Raw genomic sequence first — 16932 nt, forward strand, 5'->3', positions numbered from 1 at the left:
ACTCAAGCCTTTCGCCGTTCAATAAGGTGCTCTTTGGCAATGTGTTGAAACAGAGTATCTCCGTACATAGCTCCTTCACCTCTCGAAAATATTCCTGCACAACTTTTATTCCACCTCTGGTACTCAGGGTCCTTTGCCCGGATCTTGCTCGCCTTTTTCAGGTTCCACATCGGAATTCGTGGGTTCAGATGATGCTCGAGATGATAGTCGTCGTTATGAACACCAGCGAGGAAATGCTCGATGAAGTTGCCTTGGCGATTTCTGCTCATGTAGATGTCTTTTTCTCCGCTTTCCATCAGCGGAAAATGCTCCGACAGCTCGATGAACCAGCCTATGATCATTGCAGAAGTAAACAGAGGCACGATCCAGAAAGCGATCAGTATCCAAAAGAAGCCGAAGTAGACGGATGCGGTCAGAATCACCAACCACTGGATTGTGAAGAAAATGCGATCCTGTTGGGCTGTTACGATGCTCCGCACCTCTGGAAAGCCGGACTCTCGAAAGCTCAGGAAACGATCCTTGACGATATAAAGGATGTATTTCGGGATCATCAGCCCCAACAACGCATTTCTGACGAACTTATTATAAAACTGCCTGGGGTTCTTGATCAGATAAAAACCGAGTTCAATCTGCTGACGATAGTCAGGATCCGCAGACTCGGTGCCGAACATGCCGTGATGCCGGACCACATGCGTCTGGATGTACCTGACGAATTGTTGTCCGACTAGATAACCGGCAAACACCGTACCTACCATGTAGTTCCAAGCCGGGTGGCAGGCTGCTGTCCCATGGGCCGCAGCATGCATGATGTTGGCAAGGCCTCTTTGCCTGCTGCCAATGACCAGCCATGCAAGAGGGTAGAACAGCCAGCTCACTGAAAGGCACAGTGCTATGCAGAATCCAATGATCACGTAATCTTCTGCAACAAGCAGGACGATACGCCAGTTACCGATTTTGGTTAGGGGAACAAGTTCATCGACGATTTCATCGCTAAACCTGTGCTTCTCTATTTTCCGCTTTTCCATAAAGGCTCCTCAGCGATATCGCGCTGGAAGATATCGGCCGAAACAGCAGAGTATTTCTATTGTGCTATTAACGCCGCCTCAGAAGCTAGCGGGCTCTTATCTTCCATACTCTGAAAGTAGTCTAGAAGTCTCGGGAGCGCATGACATGTGACATTCAACACTGGGCTGCTACATTTCGCCAAACCGATTTTTTGAAGCGGGTGATGTTCTGCAATAGTCTTTTGAGGTCCGTGAACTTAATTTTCGCTATCGGCGTATTAGTACGGTTGGATCAGCGAAATGCACGTCCAAGAGACGGACCCTTTGACGGAGTGTTATAGTTTATGTGGTCACGCGGGCTGAGCAAAGTCCGAGTATCCGAAATACGTGATCCGTCGTTTGGCTGAATGACACCGGAAACCGTCGCTTCCATCTATTTGTAGGCGATTTAAACGAGCATGCTTGGGACCTTCGTCGCGGCATGCGGACATCGGCATTGTCTAAATTCATATTTTCAGCCCCCCTAGTTCATGCAAAAGCTGAGTTGTGCTCTGCAGTCTTCGCGCAAGATTGCGGGCAACCAGTTTGTGGAAAAGGGAGGCTGCTTCGGGCTGGGTTTCTTCGAGACGTTTCATGAAATTCATGTCGATCTGAACAAGCTTGCACGCACCTTCCGATATTATGCTGGCAGATCTGCGGCCTTCGGAATAATATGCCATCTCGCCTACAAGCCCCCCTGCTCGAATACGCGCGACCAACCTCGGCACCTCACCGTCTTTGTGCAAGAGAATACTGAGACTTCCAGAACGGACCAGATAGATGTTCCGCGAAAGCGCACCTGCTTCCACAAGCCTCTCACCGTCGACAAGTTCAAGCGTCTCGATGAAATCGGGTATCTGGTTTTCTTCGATAAGAGTTTCAAGAAAAGAAATATCGGTTTCCACTTCCACGATAACTTCAACGGGTGTCTCCGAAAGCAGTGTCTGTTCGAGATCTTCGAGTGCCCCGTTGAGAGTTTCGAAACAAACAGTATTTGAGCTTTCACTGAGCTCAGTCATGTGCGTACCCAGCTTGTCTTCGATACATGTCAGTATCAGTTTGGTCCCATTCACTGAGAGGTCACCCCCAATGCGCTGTAGAATGCGAAGCGTCGACACGTCAATACCGCTGACGTGCGTGAAATCCAAAACAAGCCAATCAACGTCCTTGTCTGCCCCTGACAGCAAGGCTTTGACTTTTTCCCTAAGTGAATAAGCCGTGGCGAAAAACAGAAATCCAGATAGCTCCACGATCTGAACTCTGCGTCCGCATTTGTCTAATATAAGCCGCTCGTGATCCGGCCGCTCGATTAAAGACCGCCTTGTCGCCAGGTTGCTGAGCGACCTTATCAGATCCAGCTTCGCATACGAGAAAATGAAAAAGATGCTAGAGGTCAACAGTCCAATTACGATCGCCGTCATGAAGCTGTAGGTCACAGCGACAACGGTCATAAGAAGCACAATCGAATAGTCGAACGGATTTAGTCGTCGCCGCTCTTCGAACAGCCACGTGTAGAGAAGGTCAAACCCTAGGAACAGTATCACAGCGGCAAAAAGGCCGACCGGCAGCTGTGATAAAACGCTGGCTCCACAAATCAACACTGCAGCGCAACCTATTGCACCACTCAAGCCAACTAGAGCGCCATTCAAGCCGAGCTTGTTAGCTAGAACAGTGTCACTCAACGAATGATAGCCGGGGATACTCCCGACCAAGCCGCCAAAGAAATTCGCAAGTCCGACCCCCGAAATTTCGCGATTGACGTCGAAGTCCTTCCGAAAAGCCAGCTCCAGGCCGGAAGCATTCAAGGTAGCGCCAATCAAGCAACTGACTACGATGGTTACTATTACGGGCGCTTGCGAAAAAACCGCGTACCAGTTTGCCTGCGTTGTTGTTGAAAGATCGATCTTCGAGAAAAAGCCATCCTGGTCGAAAGGTCCCAGCAGAAATCCTGATGCACGGGCGTCCTCTAGGCTCATGTCCAACGCCCAGAACATGCAATAGTGAGCAAGCGCCGCAGCGATGAGAGAAACTGGAAGCACAAACCGGCTTTTGAAAAAGCGTGTGCAAACAAGGATCAAGACTGCAGAGACTAAGGGGGGCATCCAATTTTGCCATAGTGAAGGGGCGAAAAGGCCAGCAATACCGATGCCGCTGTCACGTGCCTCGATGGCGATATTTAGTCCTCCGATAACCAGCAGGAGCCCGGTCGCAGATAGAAACCCTGCAAGCACGGGATAGGGCACGAAACGCGCGAGAAAGGCAAGCTTTAGTCTGCCCACCAGCAGGCCCGCCAAGCCGGTAGCGACGGAGGCCGTCGCCACCAGCGCAGCTGTTGACGCAAAAGCCTCCTCTCCTGTTAGACCGAAGTTGCTGATGGACGTTGCTGCGGCGCTTGCAAGAATGAGCGCGGGAACATCTTGGGCACTTAGTATCGATCCCCGAAACGAGAGCGTGAAGATGCCCACAATGGCCAAAACAATGCAACCGACTAAGGTCAGCGCAATCCCCCTGTCGAGAAATTCGGAAAGATCGCCAGCGTAGATTATCGCCGCAAAGGAGATCGCAAATACAGCCGTCACCAAACCGGCAAAAATCGCGCCAACGAAAGTCTGGAACGTTTGCTGCACGAAAGCCTCCTTACCGTCAAAAATTTTGTCTTACCGGGAGCTCCGGTTACGGAATATCCTGAAAGGATTTAAGCCAGAGTGACCGATGGTTCCGATCTCTGAGACATAAAATTTGAAAGCTCGTGCGTCAATTAACCAAGAAACCGAATCTTACCGGTAAATGCTATTGTTTCCAGCAAAGTGCCATCGTGACGAGCCCGGGGCTTTCCCGACTTGGTTCAAGACTTTGCAATTGTAAAAATCCAGATATCTCCATCTGGTGGATTGACCGGAATTCGGACGAATTTGAACGCCGTGCTCGTCTACTTTTCCAGGGTCCATGGGTTCTGCGCTAGCGGTACTTTAAATTGAGTTCATGTTGCGTCAAGGTGCTTAGTGGATCTAGATAGCAAATCCGATTGAGACGTTGCCATCAGCTCTCAAAAGTTAGCACAACCAATCGAAACAACTGTTGGGAAAGGCTTAACCTCCAGCACGTATTCCTTGCGATCTATCAGCTATTCCAGAAGAATAGGGGTTCGATTGAAGCCCAGAACACTCGATGCGTAGCGACCCAAACATCTCCACCATAGAAAAAAGCTGTTAACAAAAAGAAAAACGCAGAAAATGAAAAGAAACCGATTATTATTACTGTTGAAATTTTAAGCGCATCTAGCACTGTTATTCTGTCTTCTTCCATCGCTAGTCTCCTTTTATTAAGTTCTAAATTCGCTCCAGTATTACGAAGTCCTGCCTAGACCAAAGAAAGTGCTGTAACCCCGGATTGTTCGGCACCAGGCACCTATAGAGATTTCTTGATGGGCGGAAGCAAAGCGCTTCCACCCATCGCAAAAGCCCCGGAACAGGTGGGAGGATTCCTGCTCGGATGGGGCAATCGAGATTGCAAACAGGCCATTAGTTAAGGCAGGCAAGCACCGCGAAAGTTGGAGCCCTTCTGCTTTCAAGAATGACGCCTGAGTTCCAGGTCAACGATGCCCTGCGTTACTAAGGGCGTGAAAAACACATTGCTGTAATGTCACGCAAAGGAGAGTCACAAACACGATCCAGAACTGCGACTTGCTCTAATATCGCATGCGCCGTTTTGAAACGCTGTGACCGGCGACACCCGCCAGACAGGCTTCAATACCTCCGCGGAAATCGAGGAACCCGAGTTCCTGCACATAGTGTAGAGAGTGACGCGACAAACAGTGACCAAACCCGCAGCGATACCGATTTGTTCACCAGGTCCGTCGGCACCTGCCGCCGCATGGTGCCGAGGGAATGGCGTTGTTGGTAGGTCGTTTGGAAATCCAACCACCCGGCCGAGAAGTTGAAGGCGTCGTCATCAAAATATCACGCGCACGGACCAACATCTTGCAACAGTGTGAATCTCGGCAGTGCTCTCGGCGCATGACACGATTCCAGGTGATCACGAATTTACTGGCCACCTGAATCCGTTTTCGCACATACTGCACCGACGGCACTCCAACCGCACCAGTCAAATCATGGCCTGAAGACCACCTCAGGCTGAGCCATTTGTATCGGCGCTTGTTCAGCCGGCATCGACGGGTCGGCCGAATTCACCCAGCCTTGTATTTCTTTGGCCCAGAACTCCGCCCGTTCAATTCCTTTCGCGAGCCAATCCTCAAATGCGCTTTGCGGAAGGTCTTTGATTGGTGTTCTGTCAAGCCACAGAATCCAATTGTCTTCCATGCTGACGGCAAGACATCCAACACCATTTGAAAACGAGACAAGGTTGTCGGAAAGGACTCGTTGATAGAAATCCTTGCTCGGACTTACTGGGATTTCAAGAATCGGCGCCTCAAGATGCAGGTGCCCCATGGCCGCATCAACACATATTGCCATCGGTTGATCGTCGAACGACAGATCGCATCGCCCCTGATCATCAAAAGCTACTTCTTCGATCCCGACCACACGCCCAAAGCCGGCAATAAGTTCGTCCGCCAGGCGACGCATTTCCATTTCATTTTGCATCACGCGATCCTTCTATTGAACAATTGCTTTTAAATCCCGCATGCCTGAGAGCCTACCCCGCGCGAAACAATGGGTATCAAAAAGGCTAGCAGGCAAGACACTTGCTTAATCTGGGCTTCAGCCGTACCCAGCAGACAACGCCTCCATAGCCCCGAGAAGCGATACGACTTCCTCGGACGCTCCTAGCGAGGCTTGCGATCACGGCCTCGAGACCGCTCTCTTACGAACGACCGGACCATTCGGTGTTCGCCTCACGATAACGCCTTTGCACTTGCCACCTTTGCAGCCACCCACGGCAACTCTTCGAGGCCCGACTGCAACCCCCGCACAGCCACGATCCCCACAACCGCCGGCCGCGAAACGCGAGTACTGGTGCCAGTGTCCATGCCAGGGCCGCCCGTGATAGTGAACGTTCCAATACGTCTGATTGAAGGTAACCACCGTCAGCCCGATGAACGGCACCAGTTCCGCGGTCACGACAACGGGGCGGCCGCCGTAGACGACGTGCAGATAGCTGGCAGAAACCCATCCACGTTCACGCCCGAAGCCGACGTCACACCAGCTCGTTCCGGCATTGCAGCCGTAGATAGTGACACCGGCATGAACCGGCAGCACATGAACTACAGGAAAGGCCGTACCAGGTCCGGCACGCATGTTCAAATTCGCTACTGTCACCGCGCTCTGTGTCGCGGCGATAGCCGGGGCTACTCCAGCCAAAGCAGCGAGCATCAACGCACCCGCGGCTACAATGTTTTTAATGTATCTCAATTCTGAAAACTCCAGTTGCAAAGCCCCCCCCCCGGGAAAATCATCGCCTCGAGCTCTATCCGGCAGCAATTCTTGCCTTTTAAATGCCCCGATATAAAGCATGTCGTATAGGCTGAACCCTAGTCAGCTTACACGCCGACTTATATCCGTGCGCCCACACCCCAATATATTTTTGTTTCAAAATGTATCCCGACTGAAGTTCCAGCCCGGAACCCAGCGAAGGTAAGAATTTCAATAATGGCTCAATCACTGCTCAGCCAACAATTTTCGTGCGATTCTCTCGCCTTCGGAACGACGATCCAATTCACAGCAACACCGTGCGCGGATATAGGTCAGCGTCCGGCGCAGGTCATTGCGTTTCGCAGACGCTATTCGGGGAAGAAGCCCGTCTTCGACGTCCTCGAGCTCCTGGAGCGCTTCCTGATAGTCCGCGGAGAGAAACTTCAGGATAATACGGGCGACCAGCGTTTTTTCCCCCCTCACACCAAGCGCGATTAGAGCGTCCACGAGAACCCGGGCACGGTCTATCTTGCCGTGACGCGCCAGAAGAAAGATCAGCAACGTGATGTAGTCGACCTGCCTTTTGGACAGGAGGTTTTGCTGTACAAGCATGAGTTACCCTTTCAGCAAAGCAGCCAGGAACGAACGAACTTCGTCGTCCAGCCGCGCCTCCTCTTGAAACACCGCGGCGGCCTCGGAAAGCGCAGCTGACCCTTGACCGCCGGCCCGTTCGGCACAGGCCTGCATGGCCCAGCTTGTTTCCTTTCGCGTCTGCGACAAAATCCGCGGCTCGAGCAGACCGGCGTCCAGAGATTCCGGTTGCAGCAAACGCGTCAATCTCTCATCGAGGGACGGCAGAGCCAGTAGCTCGTCGAGCTGGAGTCCGTCGGGAAGATAGACCGGCGCGGGCTTCCCCTCCGCGGGGAGGTGGTTCTCGTCGTCGACGCGCCGGTGAGAAATTTTTTCAAGACCAAAATCAAATCGCTGCGTCCGCATAGGACCCGTCCTTGTTCAAGAGTAAAAGTTCAAATCCAAACTCCGGGTGCCAACGCAGCCCCGGCCCGCCGAAAAACGCTCCGAAAGTTTCTCGGCGATTGCATTCTCACGGATCCGTCGATGGCATTGTTTCGCACCAGCGCCCTGCGCGCCCGGAAGAGACAACCTTTCCTCGCCTTCGCGGTCTGAAACCGGTCAAGTCACACATATACAAAAGTGAGATCCAGATTTTTCACGAGCAATAGAATATCTTGCTTAGTTATTGAATTGCCAAACGCTGCCTAAAAGAAAATATTTGAACGCATTAGGCGATGCATGTATGTTCGCAATGAACGCAAAACGCTTTAACCTGCCGTCCGCGCGATTGAATTGATCATGTCGATCGAGCGCCGGAGAGCATTGTTCATTTGCTCGAAGTGACGGTTACCCTCCTGGTTCGCCGTAGTAATGTCGTTTGTTAGAATTTGCGTCCGTTGGTTCAACAGCGTTATAGCATCTGCAACTTGAGTAGAATATAAGTTCCATTCAGCCTGTGTCTTGGTCTCCCTCACTAGAAAAATGCTACCGTCCGGAGATTTGCCATCAGAGTCAATGTCAATATTCGTGGAGTTATCTATAATATTATCCGGTTTATTGTCGATATCAATGTCCAATCTAAATTGGTCCAACGTACCTGAAAATAGGTTATCGAGGGGCCGCTCGATGGAGTTGATTTCCTCAATTGGGTGGCCCGTCGCATTGCTTTTCCCAGACCCAGCCGTTAACCGCGAAAACATAGCTAGAGTTCGCGCATCTCTTGTGGAAATATTTTGATTTGAGTCGGATACTATCAAGTCAAAATTAACTCCTTGAAAATCAAAGTCAATATTCTCTGGACTTAGCGCTACAATAGAAGCTTGGTGCCCCGGTTTGCGCGGAACAAATACACCAGTAGTATTAGCGGACGAGGCAGTAGACCCAAAAATATTTCTCTTCTCTTCCGGCTTGGAAGGGTCGAACTTTTTCTGCACCTCCTGGAGCATCCTCTGAAGGTCGCTATAAAACTTGACTACCTCATTATTTTGCTCGAGTTCGAGCGTTTTTTGTGCAGAAACAATGTCTTTTTCTATGTTGTACGTAATCTGAAAAGCGGCGACCAATGTAGGAAGATCAAATTGATTATCAGCTTTAGCTATACTTAAGCGCTGTCGTTTTAAATCAACAAATCGTTTTTCTTGATCAACAAGCTGTGTTAATGTCTCTTTCATCGAGGCGTCAAAATCAGAGCTATTTACTGCAAATGTGTCAGCCCTGTTACTTTCCTCAGGAAACTGGTATGAAAGACTCACGCTTTTCTCGAACGAAGAAACGCGCTCAAACCGTTCTAGAACTCCATCAGCCTCGGCTTGCAGAGTGCCGAGAGAGAAAATTGCCGTTTCGGTTATTTTCTCGTCTATAATATCAAGTTGCGTGAGAAACGGTTCGTCAAACTTGCTGTCGGCAGCCTCAATCTTCTCTCTCGCCGCCTCGACCAAAGCCGCCGCTGTTTCCCGGTTTTGTTCCACCGTTCCACCGACCTCGGCCTCCCACTGAAACGCAAGCTTTTGCTTCACTTCATCGGGAACGTCCGATCGCGTCAGATAATTCACGATGCGCGTCTGATCCTTGATGCTCAGCTGCGCCAGATCGTTCTTGGTGATATCCTGAAGGATCAGGACGGTTCGCCCGTCGTCACCCTCAAGCACATCGATCCTTTCGTCTCCCGTACCGAGCGCCAAATCTCCGTCGAAGCGCTTCAGCAGCTCAAGCTGGTGCGCCGAATGGAAACTCTGATTAAACAGTTCCGGTGATATTTGATCGAGATCGACGGTCTGCAAATCAATCTCGTTACCATTCTCGTCGAGCGGCGGCGGCAAGCGGGTTTCTTCGCTGGACCCGTCCTTGAAAGGAAAGATCTTTTCAGCGTTCTCCCTGTTTTTGAGCGTTGTCGAATTGAAGTCGCCCGACCCCGTTATGTTCTGCGTCGGCAGCGGATCCGACGTCTGCGCGGTGGGCGACGCGAACGCCTTGGAGAAAAAGCTGGAATTCTCGGACGGATTACGCATTTCCATTCAATCCTTCAGGCCTGCCCGGCCCCTTGTGTATTTTGGATGAGAAAGCCCGCGTCTGGCGACGCCCCCTCTCTCGAAACATGAAGTCAGCAGAAGCAAGCCAACGCCCGGCTCAGAGCCGCAGGCGCTGACGCCCACCACCAGCCGCCCCCCTTCCGGAGCGAAGCGCCGCGGCATCGCCTGCCGACTGGGCCAGGTGGCCGCCTGGATCATCGCCGCCGGCTGCCTGACTGGCGCGGGAAGAGACATATCGATGCAAGTCGGCGAAACGGTCGGCGAAATCCTCGAGCGTTCCGGCCAGCGCAATTCCGTGAAGCAGACTGTGAAATCCAGCATCGGAACTCAACAGCGGCGAAGCGGCCAGCATGCGCAGATTGCGCTCAATCTGGGGCAGGACGTGACGCATCCCAGCGCGTCGCCGGCGAATTTCACCACGGAAAAAACCGATCCTCACACCCGTGTCATCCAACGCTTCCAGCGCCCGCAACTGACTGTATTCGTCCATACCCATCGACATCTCCAGGGAACTTCCCGACCGGCGCAAGCGCCGCGCAACCGACCGAAACGGCGGAATATCAAAGCTTCACCCGTTAGCTGCAGACGACCTCGCTTCACCAACAGTCCGCACACCCATGCGCCGCACCCAACTGGCTTACAGATTCTCACGCCGCACCGTCCCGCGCTGTGTCAAACAGCACAGCGCGGGACGTTTTTTGCGGGTATAGTTTCGGCGCGCGCGTTCAAAAGGTGCGTCGCGCTTAAACGGAAAAATTGGTTTTTCTTCTTGCGTTGGAGCCCGTGGCTCCGGAAAGGGAAAACGTCTCCTTTTAAATGCGACTTGTTCAAATTCGGTGCCGAAGACTGTCCAGGACTTTTTGTTCCGAAGGGCATCAGGCTCCACGGTCCGGAGGCATGTACCATAGTGGCGACCACCCCGATTTCAAACGATGTCATCTATTCGCGCGACCGCGCATTGATTGGATTGACGGCTCTCGACCCAGCCCTGACGGCCGCTCGGAAAGGCGATACCGTGAGGGTCTCGCAAAACTCCTCCCCGCTGACCGACATTCAGGAAGAAATCGGCCTTCTGCTTTCCCAGCGGGCCGGCAAACGTCAGATCGGCCAAATCGAGCGCCGTGACACGCGGCCATCCACCCGGATAGTCGTCGAGCGAATCGCGGAGTATTACGCGAGGCTTCAGGACGCACCGTCACACGATCAGCTCCTGGCTCTTGTTGAGAAGCTCAAGGCATTCGAGGATATTGCCAACGAACAGCAGCTCGGCTCCGGCGAACCGCGCTCGGCCAGGGAAAAGGCGCTGAACGACATTCGCGAAGCACTTAAGGACAGCGGCGCAACCAATCGGCAAAGGTACATGCTGCTGCAGGGCGCCCGTATGCATTTTGAGGGCACAAGCGCTCGCAGCGGACTTGCGCTGTTGCTCGAACAAGCCGCCGACCGGTTCTTCGACAAAAAAACAGTCAATGGCGTGCGCGCGGACTTTGCGATGCAATTGCATGCCAGGCAGGCAGAGCAACGGCTCGGTACGCGCGCTGAGGTACTTCGCGCCCAGTATAACAACATGATCGACGGCGGCATGAAAATCGCCAAACTCTACGAGGCCTTGCTGAAAAATTGCAAAACACTCGATTTCGATAGATTGAGCGATGTATTCCTCAAGGCGGCCGGTGACGATCTCGCCACCGTTTCCGGCCGAGCTGACCGTGCATTTTTACGTGGTCTCATGAATCAGCTGAGTTGCTTGAAGACGCTGAGAACAGCGCTGGAAGGCTGCGGGGGCCTCCTTGAGCAGGTCGAGGAGATGTTCCCGGGATTTGTCAAGTCCGCAGAAGATGAAACGGAAGGTCGGTCCAGAGGCGGCGGCTCCGGCGACGATCCCGGGGATGAAGGAAAAGACTCGTCAAACGACGAATACGAGGACGGGGCGCGGGACACAAAACGCAAAGTCTCAGGACAGGCTCCGGAGTTGCTTGCAGATCTTTTGAATTTCTGCGCCAAGAGTTCGCCGTCACATGGCGATAGCCGTAAGCTGGTCCGTCGCTTTGAAGGCGAAAGCACTCCTGCCAAGGCCTTGGTGGTCTATTGCAACGGGCTCATTGCCCTTCACAAAAACCTTGATGACCGTGTCTTCCCATCGGACAGTGCCCGCCTCCAGCAATCGACCGAGTTGCTGAGTGTCAGCGGGGACTACGTGGAAATCGAGGAAAGAGAAGAGGCGGAACTTCTGGATACGTCCTTCATGCCAAGCCTTTTCAAGGATTAGAACACCTCACCCCAACCTCATTGGCGCCTGCTATTCGAGGCATGCAAAGGCGCCGGAGGTCATTGGGTGAGGTCCTTTGAAGAACCTGCCCCTTAGAGCGCGTCGCATTTCAACGGAAAAATCAGCATCGCTTTTCGCGTTGGAACCCCTGGTTCCAGAAAGTGGAAAGCGATTCCGATCAAATGCGATTTGCTGAAGGTCCGAGGACAATAAGGATTTGGCCTTGGTTTGAGCGCGAATTGCTTTGCTTCAAGCAGTCGCTTTCCCTGGCGCCGACGATCCTCTCGGTCCTGCTCGACAGAGTGCTGTGCGTCACAAGCGTCGCTTCATCGCGTAGACTAGGTTACGGAGGTATGAGATCTATCGCATGGAAGCTTTTCCCGCGGGTTTCGGGTCGACCGATCGGGCGGCTCTCGCCACCCGCAACGGCGCGCACGAACACAGCGGCCGCACGATCCCGGTCAAACACGATTTGCGTCAAGCATGAACATCCTGAACAGCGGAATTTACGCTCTTGACCCTCTCAAGAAAAATCCTGGCCATCCTGCCTGTCCTCATCGGCATCCTCGTTCTGGCACTCGCCGTTAGCGGCAAGAACACGCCGACGCGCTCACAGCCCGCTGAAACGGCGACCGTGGCCCGCGTCGTGACAGCTGATCCCCAGTCTTTCATACCGCGCATAACGGGTTTCGGCACCGTCGCCCCCTCCCGCACAGTAGATTTGATCGCGCAGGTATCTGCGCGGGTCGTTCATGTGGGCGATGGCTTGAAGCGGGGAGCCTTCGTCTCCGAAGGTGACGTTCTCGCAACCCTGTCCGCCGAGGATTTCGACCTCGAAATTGCTGAAGCGGGTAGCGAAATCGCGAGCGCGGAGGTGAATTTGGAAGAACTTGCGGTCGGTCTTCAGGCGCAGCAGAAGTCGCTCGAAATCGCGAAGGCCGCTCTGGATCTTGAAGTGCGTGAACTGAATCGCCTCAAAACGCTTCTCGATCGCAAGGTCATATCCGACCAGCAAGTGGAAAACCAGCAGGCCAACGTCCTGCAGCAGGAAACGGCCGTCCAGAATCTCCAGAACGAGATCGCTCTGAACCCGGTCAAGAAGAAAGCTCTGGAGCAGGCAAAGCGTAAAAGCGAACTGCGCCTGGAAACAGCCCGACTTAACCGTGCGCGCACGGTCATCCGGGCTCCCTTCGATGCGCGGGTGGCGAGGGTCGATATAGAAATCGGAAAATTCGTTGCCGCCGGGACCTCCATAGGCGAACTAGACGGTACAGAAGCCGCCAGCGTCGATGTGCAGCTCAACCCAGTCAGCATGTCACAGTTTGCGGGTCTTCTTTTCGAGGGACGACCGGAAGCGGATGCACGACTCCGTGACATCGGAAGCGAACTGGAAAAAATTTCCGCCGTCGTCCGGATCGGTTCCAGCGGCGCCTGGCCGGCGACTGTCAAGCGCATAAGCGACACAGTCGATCCGGAAACCCGATCGCTGGGACTGATAGTCGGCGTCGACAATCCATACGACGATGCCCGACCGGGAACGCGAACACCCTTGGTCAAGGGCATGTTCGCGACGGTCGAGCTCGCCGGCCCTGAGATCGCCGACAGGTCGATTGTCCCCCGCGACGCGGTGCTCAACGGCAAGATCAAGATTGTATCGCAAGACAACCGCCTTGCGTTCGCGGATGCCCGGATCGCCTTTCAGCACGACGACGTCGTGGTGCTCAAATCTGCCCTGCCGGTTGGCACGAGAGTCGTTGTGAGCGACCTTTCTCCCGCGATTGAAGGCATGCTGCTCCATCCGGTTGAAGGTAGTCTCCTGAGCCAGGACGATCTCTCCTCGGCTGGCAATGCAGACAAGACCGGAGCGGCCGCCCGATGATCCGGTATTTCACTCAGCATCCTACCGCCGCCAATCTGCTTATGGCTGGCCTCATTGTCATTGGTCTGATCAAAGCACCTTCCCTTGTGATGGAGACATTTCCGCAGATCCCGTTCAAGGAAGTCTCGGTCAGCATTGCTTTTCCGGGCGCAGCCTCAGGTGATGTCGAGCAGGCTGTCTGTCACCGGATTGAGGATGCTCTCGAAGGTGTCGAAAACATCGGCGAACTGAGATGCGTCTCGCAAGAGAACGTGGCACAGGCGACTGTCCGTATGAGCGAGGGGGCCGATATCGACCAGCTGCTACGGGATGTCGTCCAGGAAATCGACGCGATTTCGGACTTTCCCGCTGGCGTCGAAGATCCTGTTATCGAGAAGGCCGGGCGCCAGAGCCGGGCAGCTTCGGTCGTGATAACGGGGATCGAGGACAAGGTTCAGCTGAAAAACTATGCGGAGAGTGTCAAGGACCGCATGTTGGGCTTTGGCGGGATCCCGCAGGTTACGGTCGCGGGTTTTTCCGATCGCCAGATAAGAATTGAGGTTCGTGACGCCGCCGCCCGCCAACTGGGTCTGACCCTTCCAGAAATTGCCAATGCCCTGGAACGCCAGAACATCAACGTCCCGGCAGGCCAGATCACAACTGAAACGGGCTCGATACTGCTGCGGTTCGCCGACGAAAGACGCGCGATTCACGCCTATTCATCGATCGTCGTCGCCTCTTCGTCACTGGGCGGAAAGATCCGCTTGGGCGACATAGCCACCATAACCGACACGTTCGAGGCAGAAGAGGTAGAGACACGGCTCAATGGTCGTCTGGCGGCTGTCCTCGACGTTTCGAAAAGCCGGAAAGACGATCTCATAAAGGTGGTGAATCGCGTTCAGGCGTTCGCCGCCGAAGAGCGGCTGCGTGCGGCGCCTGGCGTCGAGCTGACGGTGACGAACGACGGCTCCGTCGCCTTGAAGGACAGGCTGCGCATGCTCACGGCGAACAGTATCCAGGGTCTGGTGCTGGTGGTGTTGGCCATGTGGGTGTTTTTCGGAGGTCGCCAGGCTTTCTGGATCGGCATGGGGCTTCCCGTGTCCTTCCTTGGGGCGCTGGCGTTCATGGCGTTACTCGGCATCACCATCAACATGCTGACGATGGTCGCTCTCTTGATTGTGGTCGGTATCATGATGGATGACGCCATCGTGATTTCAGAGAACATCGCAACCAAACGGCTTCAGGGGTTGTCAGCGAAGGAAGCTGCGATCGAAGGAGCGCGTCAGGTCGCCCCGGGGGTCGTCTCCTCGTTCCTGACGACTGCGGCGATCTTCGGATCGCTCTCTTTTTTGAGCGGCGATCTGGGCGACTTGCTTAGTGTGATACCCGTCGTAATGCTGCTGGTTCTCGCGATCTCCCTCATAGAGGCCTTTCTGATCCTGCCCAATCATTTGTCTCATGGCGCTTCGTCCGAACAGCCCGGTCGAATCGGGCAATATGCGGACAACCTGCTTCGACAGTTGTTCGACAAGGCAGTCGGTCCCAGCGCGCTCTGGTCGGTGCGAAACCGCTATCTTTCGGTCGGCCTGTGCGTGATGCTTTTCCTAGGCACACTGGCTCTGTTTGCAGGCGGGACGATCAAGTTCCAGGCATTCCCGAATGTCGAGGGCAATCAACTCGAAGCCAGGATCGAGCTTCCTGCCAGTGCCAACTTGACGGCAACCCGGCACGTTACGGCGGAAGTCATTGGAGCGCTGCGACGCATGGATGCTGCGCTGGCGCCGAAAGAATCGGATACGCAAACTCTGCTCAGAAATGTGCTCGTCCGGTACAACGAGAACAGCGATGCCGGCACCAATGGCGCTCACTTGGCTACGGTATCGGTTGATCTTGTCGAAGGCGCGCTCAGGAAAGCCACCAACGAAGGTATCCTGACGGCCTGGCGACGCGAGATGCCAAACACCCTTGATGTCCGCCGAATCGTGATTGCCGAGGCTGCCGTCGGCCCCGCCGGCAGAGCCATCGAGTTGCGTTTGTCCCATACGGACATCAATGTTCTCGACATGGCGTCGGAAGAGCTTCAGTCATGGCTTCAAAGCTATGACGGCGTTTACAACATTTCGGACGACCTTGCATTCGGCAAGCACGAGCTATCGCTCTCGCTCAGGGACAGCGCGGGCGCGCTCGGTCTCGACGCACAAGCGATCGCCGACCAGCTTGCCGGCGCCTACAATGGTATTGTCGCCGACGAGGTCCAGATCGGGTCGGAGAGACTGGAGATCGATCTGCGTCTGGCACTCGCGGACCGCGACAGTTTCGGCGACCTGGAGGCCTTCACGATCAAGACGCCAAGCGGCGTCCGGGTGCCAATCGGCAACGTCGTGACGATCGGGGCGGAGCGCGGCTTCGCCCGTGTCGAGCGCATCGACCGCCGTCCTTCGGTTACAGTGACCGGGGATGTTCTTCTTGGCGTTGCCAATGCCAACGAGATAGTCAAGGATACGGAACTGCGCTTCATTCCCAGGTTGCTTGCCAGCCATCCGGGCCTCAGGGCGGACACGGCGGGACAGAATTCCAGAAGCGCCGAAACCTTTGGCTCGATGGGCAAGACCATCGGGATCGGGTTTGTGATGGTGTTCATCCTGCTAAGCTTTCAGTTCCGGAGCTACGCCGAACCCGTGGTCGTGATGTCCCTGATCCCCTTCGCGCTGACCGGTGCCGTGCTCGGCCATCTGCTGCTGGGCATTGAATTTTCCTTACCAAGCATGCTCGGCGTGATCGCCCTGTCGGGAATTGTGGTCAACGACTCGATCTTGCTGGTCCAGTTTATCAAAAACGAACATTCCCCGGATCTCGACAGCGTTGCCGATATCGCCCCTCTCGGCGTCAAGGCGCGGTTTCGGGCGATTTTTCTGACCTCGCTGACGACGACGGCAGGAATGCTCCCACTCTTGTTCGAAACCAGTCCGCAGGCGCAGGTTCTCGTTCCGTTGGTCACTTCCGTCGTCTTCGGCCTGATGGCGACCACAATCCTAATCGTTTTCATCGTGCCGGCGTTTTACACAATTCTGGACGACTTTGGCCTGACATCTCTGGCCGCAGAGCGAAAACAAAAAGCGCGGTTGGAGGCGCAACAATGACCCGAATAGAAAACCGCTGGTGTTGGGGCAGGGGAACGTGGAACTTGGCCCTGGATTGCGCGCATATCACGCTATTTCAAACAGAACAGGTTCGGAAGCACCAACCTGATCGACAAAAGGAGTTTGCTAAGCCTTTCGGCTTTCGGCCATAC

The 16932-nt window shown here is 54.3% G+C and carries 12 protein-coding genes; 3 read left to right on the forward strand and 9 right to left on the reverse strand.

The features are described 5' to 3' along the window. Positions 1-2: 2 nt before the first annotated feature. From FIV00_RS25295 to FIV00_RS25335, 9 genes are all read right to left on the reverse strand, one after another. Complete coding sequence (locus FIV00_RS25295; protein ID WP_152503331.1) at positions 3-1025, reverse strand: fatty acid desaturase family protein; 1023 nt, start codon at positions 1023-1025, stop codon at positions 3-5. A gap of 485 nt (positions 1026-1510) precedes the next feature. Continuing rightward, positions 1511-3670, reverse strand: a complete 2160-nt coding sequence (locus FIV00_RS25300) for a SulP family inorganic anion transporter (protein WP_152503332.1) — start codon at positions 3668-3670, stop codon at positions 1511-1513. Between the two features lie 493 nt (positions 3671-4163). Next, positions 4164-4349: a hypothetical protein gene (locus FIV00_RS25305; RefSeq protein ID WP_152503333.1), complete on the reverse strand. Its 186-nt coding sequence runs from the start codon at positions 4347-4349 to the stop codon at positions 4164-4166. A gap of 803 nt (positions 4350-5152) precedes the next feature. Continuing rightward, positions 5153-5644: a type III secretion system chaperone gene (locus tag FIV00_RS25310; RefSeq protein ID WP_152503334.1), complete on the reverse strand. Its 492-nt coding sequence runs from the start codon at positions 5642-5644 to the stop codon at positions 5153-5155. Between the two features lie 198 nt (positions 5645-5842). Further along, complete coding sequence (locus FIV00_RS25315) at positions 5843-6412, reverse strand: SH3 domain-containing protein (protein WP_173006152.1); 570 nt, start codon at positions 6410-6412, stop codon at positions 5843-5845. A 246-nt stretch (positions 6413-6658) separates the two neighbouring features. After that, positions 6659-7024: a hypothetical protein gene (locus tag FIV00_RS25320; RefSeq protein ID WP_152503336.1), complete on the reverse strand. Its 366-nt coding sequence runs from the start codon at positions 7022-7024 to the stop codon at positions 6659-6661. A gap of 3 nt (positions 7025-7027) precedes the next feature. Then, positions 7028-7408, reverse strand: coding sequence for a hypothetical protein (locus FIV00_RS25325; protein ID WP_152503337.1), 381 nt, complete (start codon positions 7406-7408; stop codon positions 7028-7030). 344 nt (positions 7409-7752) lie between these two features. Next, positions 7753-9498, reverse strand: coding sequence for a hypothetical protein (locus FIV00_RS25330; protein ID WP_152503338.1), 1746 nt, complete (start codon positions 9496-9498; stop codon positions 7753-7755). Positions 9499-9610: 112 nt separating this feature from the next. After that, positions 9611-10009, reverse strand: a complete 399-nt coding sequence (locus FIV00_RS25335) for a hypothetical protein (RefSeq protein WP_152503339.1) — start codon at positions 10007-10009, stop codon at positions 9611-9613. A gap of 411 nt (positions 10010-10420) precedes the next feature. Between FIV00_RS25335 and FIV00_RS25340 the strand changes: the two genes are divergently transcribed. From FIV00_RS25340 to FIV00_RS25350, 3 genes are all read left to right on the forward strand, one after another. After that, a complete protein-coding gene (locus tag FIV00_RS25340) occupies positions 10421-11782 on the forward strand; it encodes a hypothetical protein (RefSeq protein ID WP_152503340.1) in 1362 nt (453 codons plus the stop codon). A 514-nt stretch (positions 11783-12296) separates the two neighbouring features. Continuing rightward, positions 12297-13661, forward strand: a complete 1365-nt coding sequence (locus tag FIV00_RS25345; protein ID WP_152503341.1) for an efflux RND transporter periplasmic adaptor subunit — start codon at positions 12297-12299, stop codon at positions 13659-13661. Further along, positions 13658-16780 carry an efflux RND transporter permease subunit gene (locus FIV00_RS25350; protein WP_152503342.1) on the forward strand — a complete coding sequence of 1041 codons (3123 nt, stop codon included), beginning with the start codon at positions 13658-13660 and terminating at the stop codon, positions 16778-16780. The genes FIV00_RS25345 and FIV00_RS25350 overlap by 4 nt, the downstream gene beginning before the upstream one ends. The last annotated feature ends 152 nt before the right edge of the window (positions 16781-16932 follow it).

Source organism: Labrenzia sp. THAF82, from assembly GCF_009363435.1.
Classification (GTDB): Bacteria; Pseudomonadota; Alphaproteobacteria; order Rhizobiales; family Stappiaceae; genus Roseibium; species Roseibium porphyridii.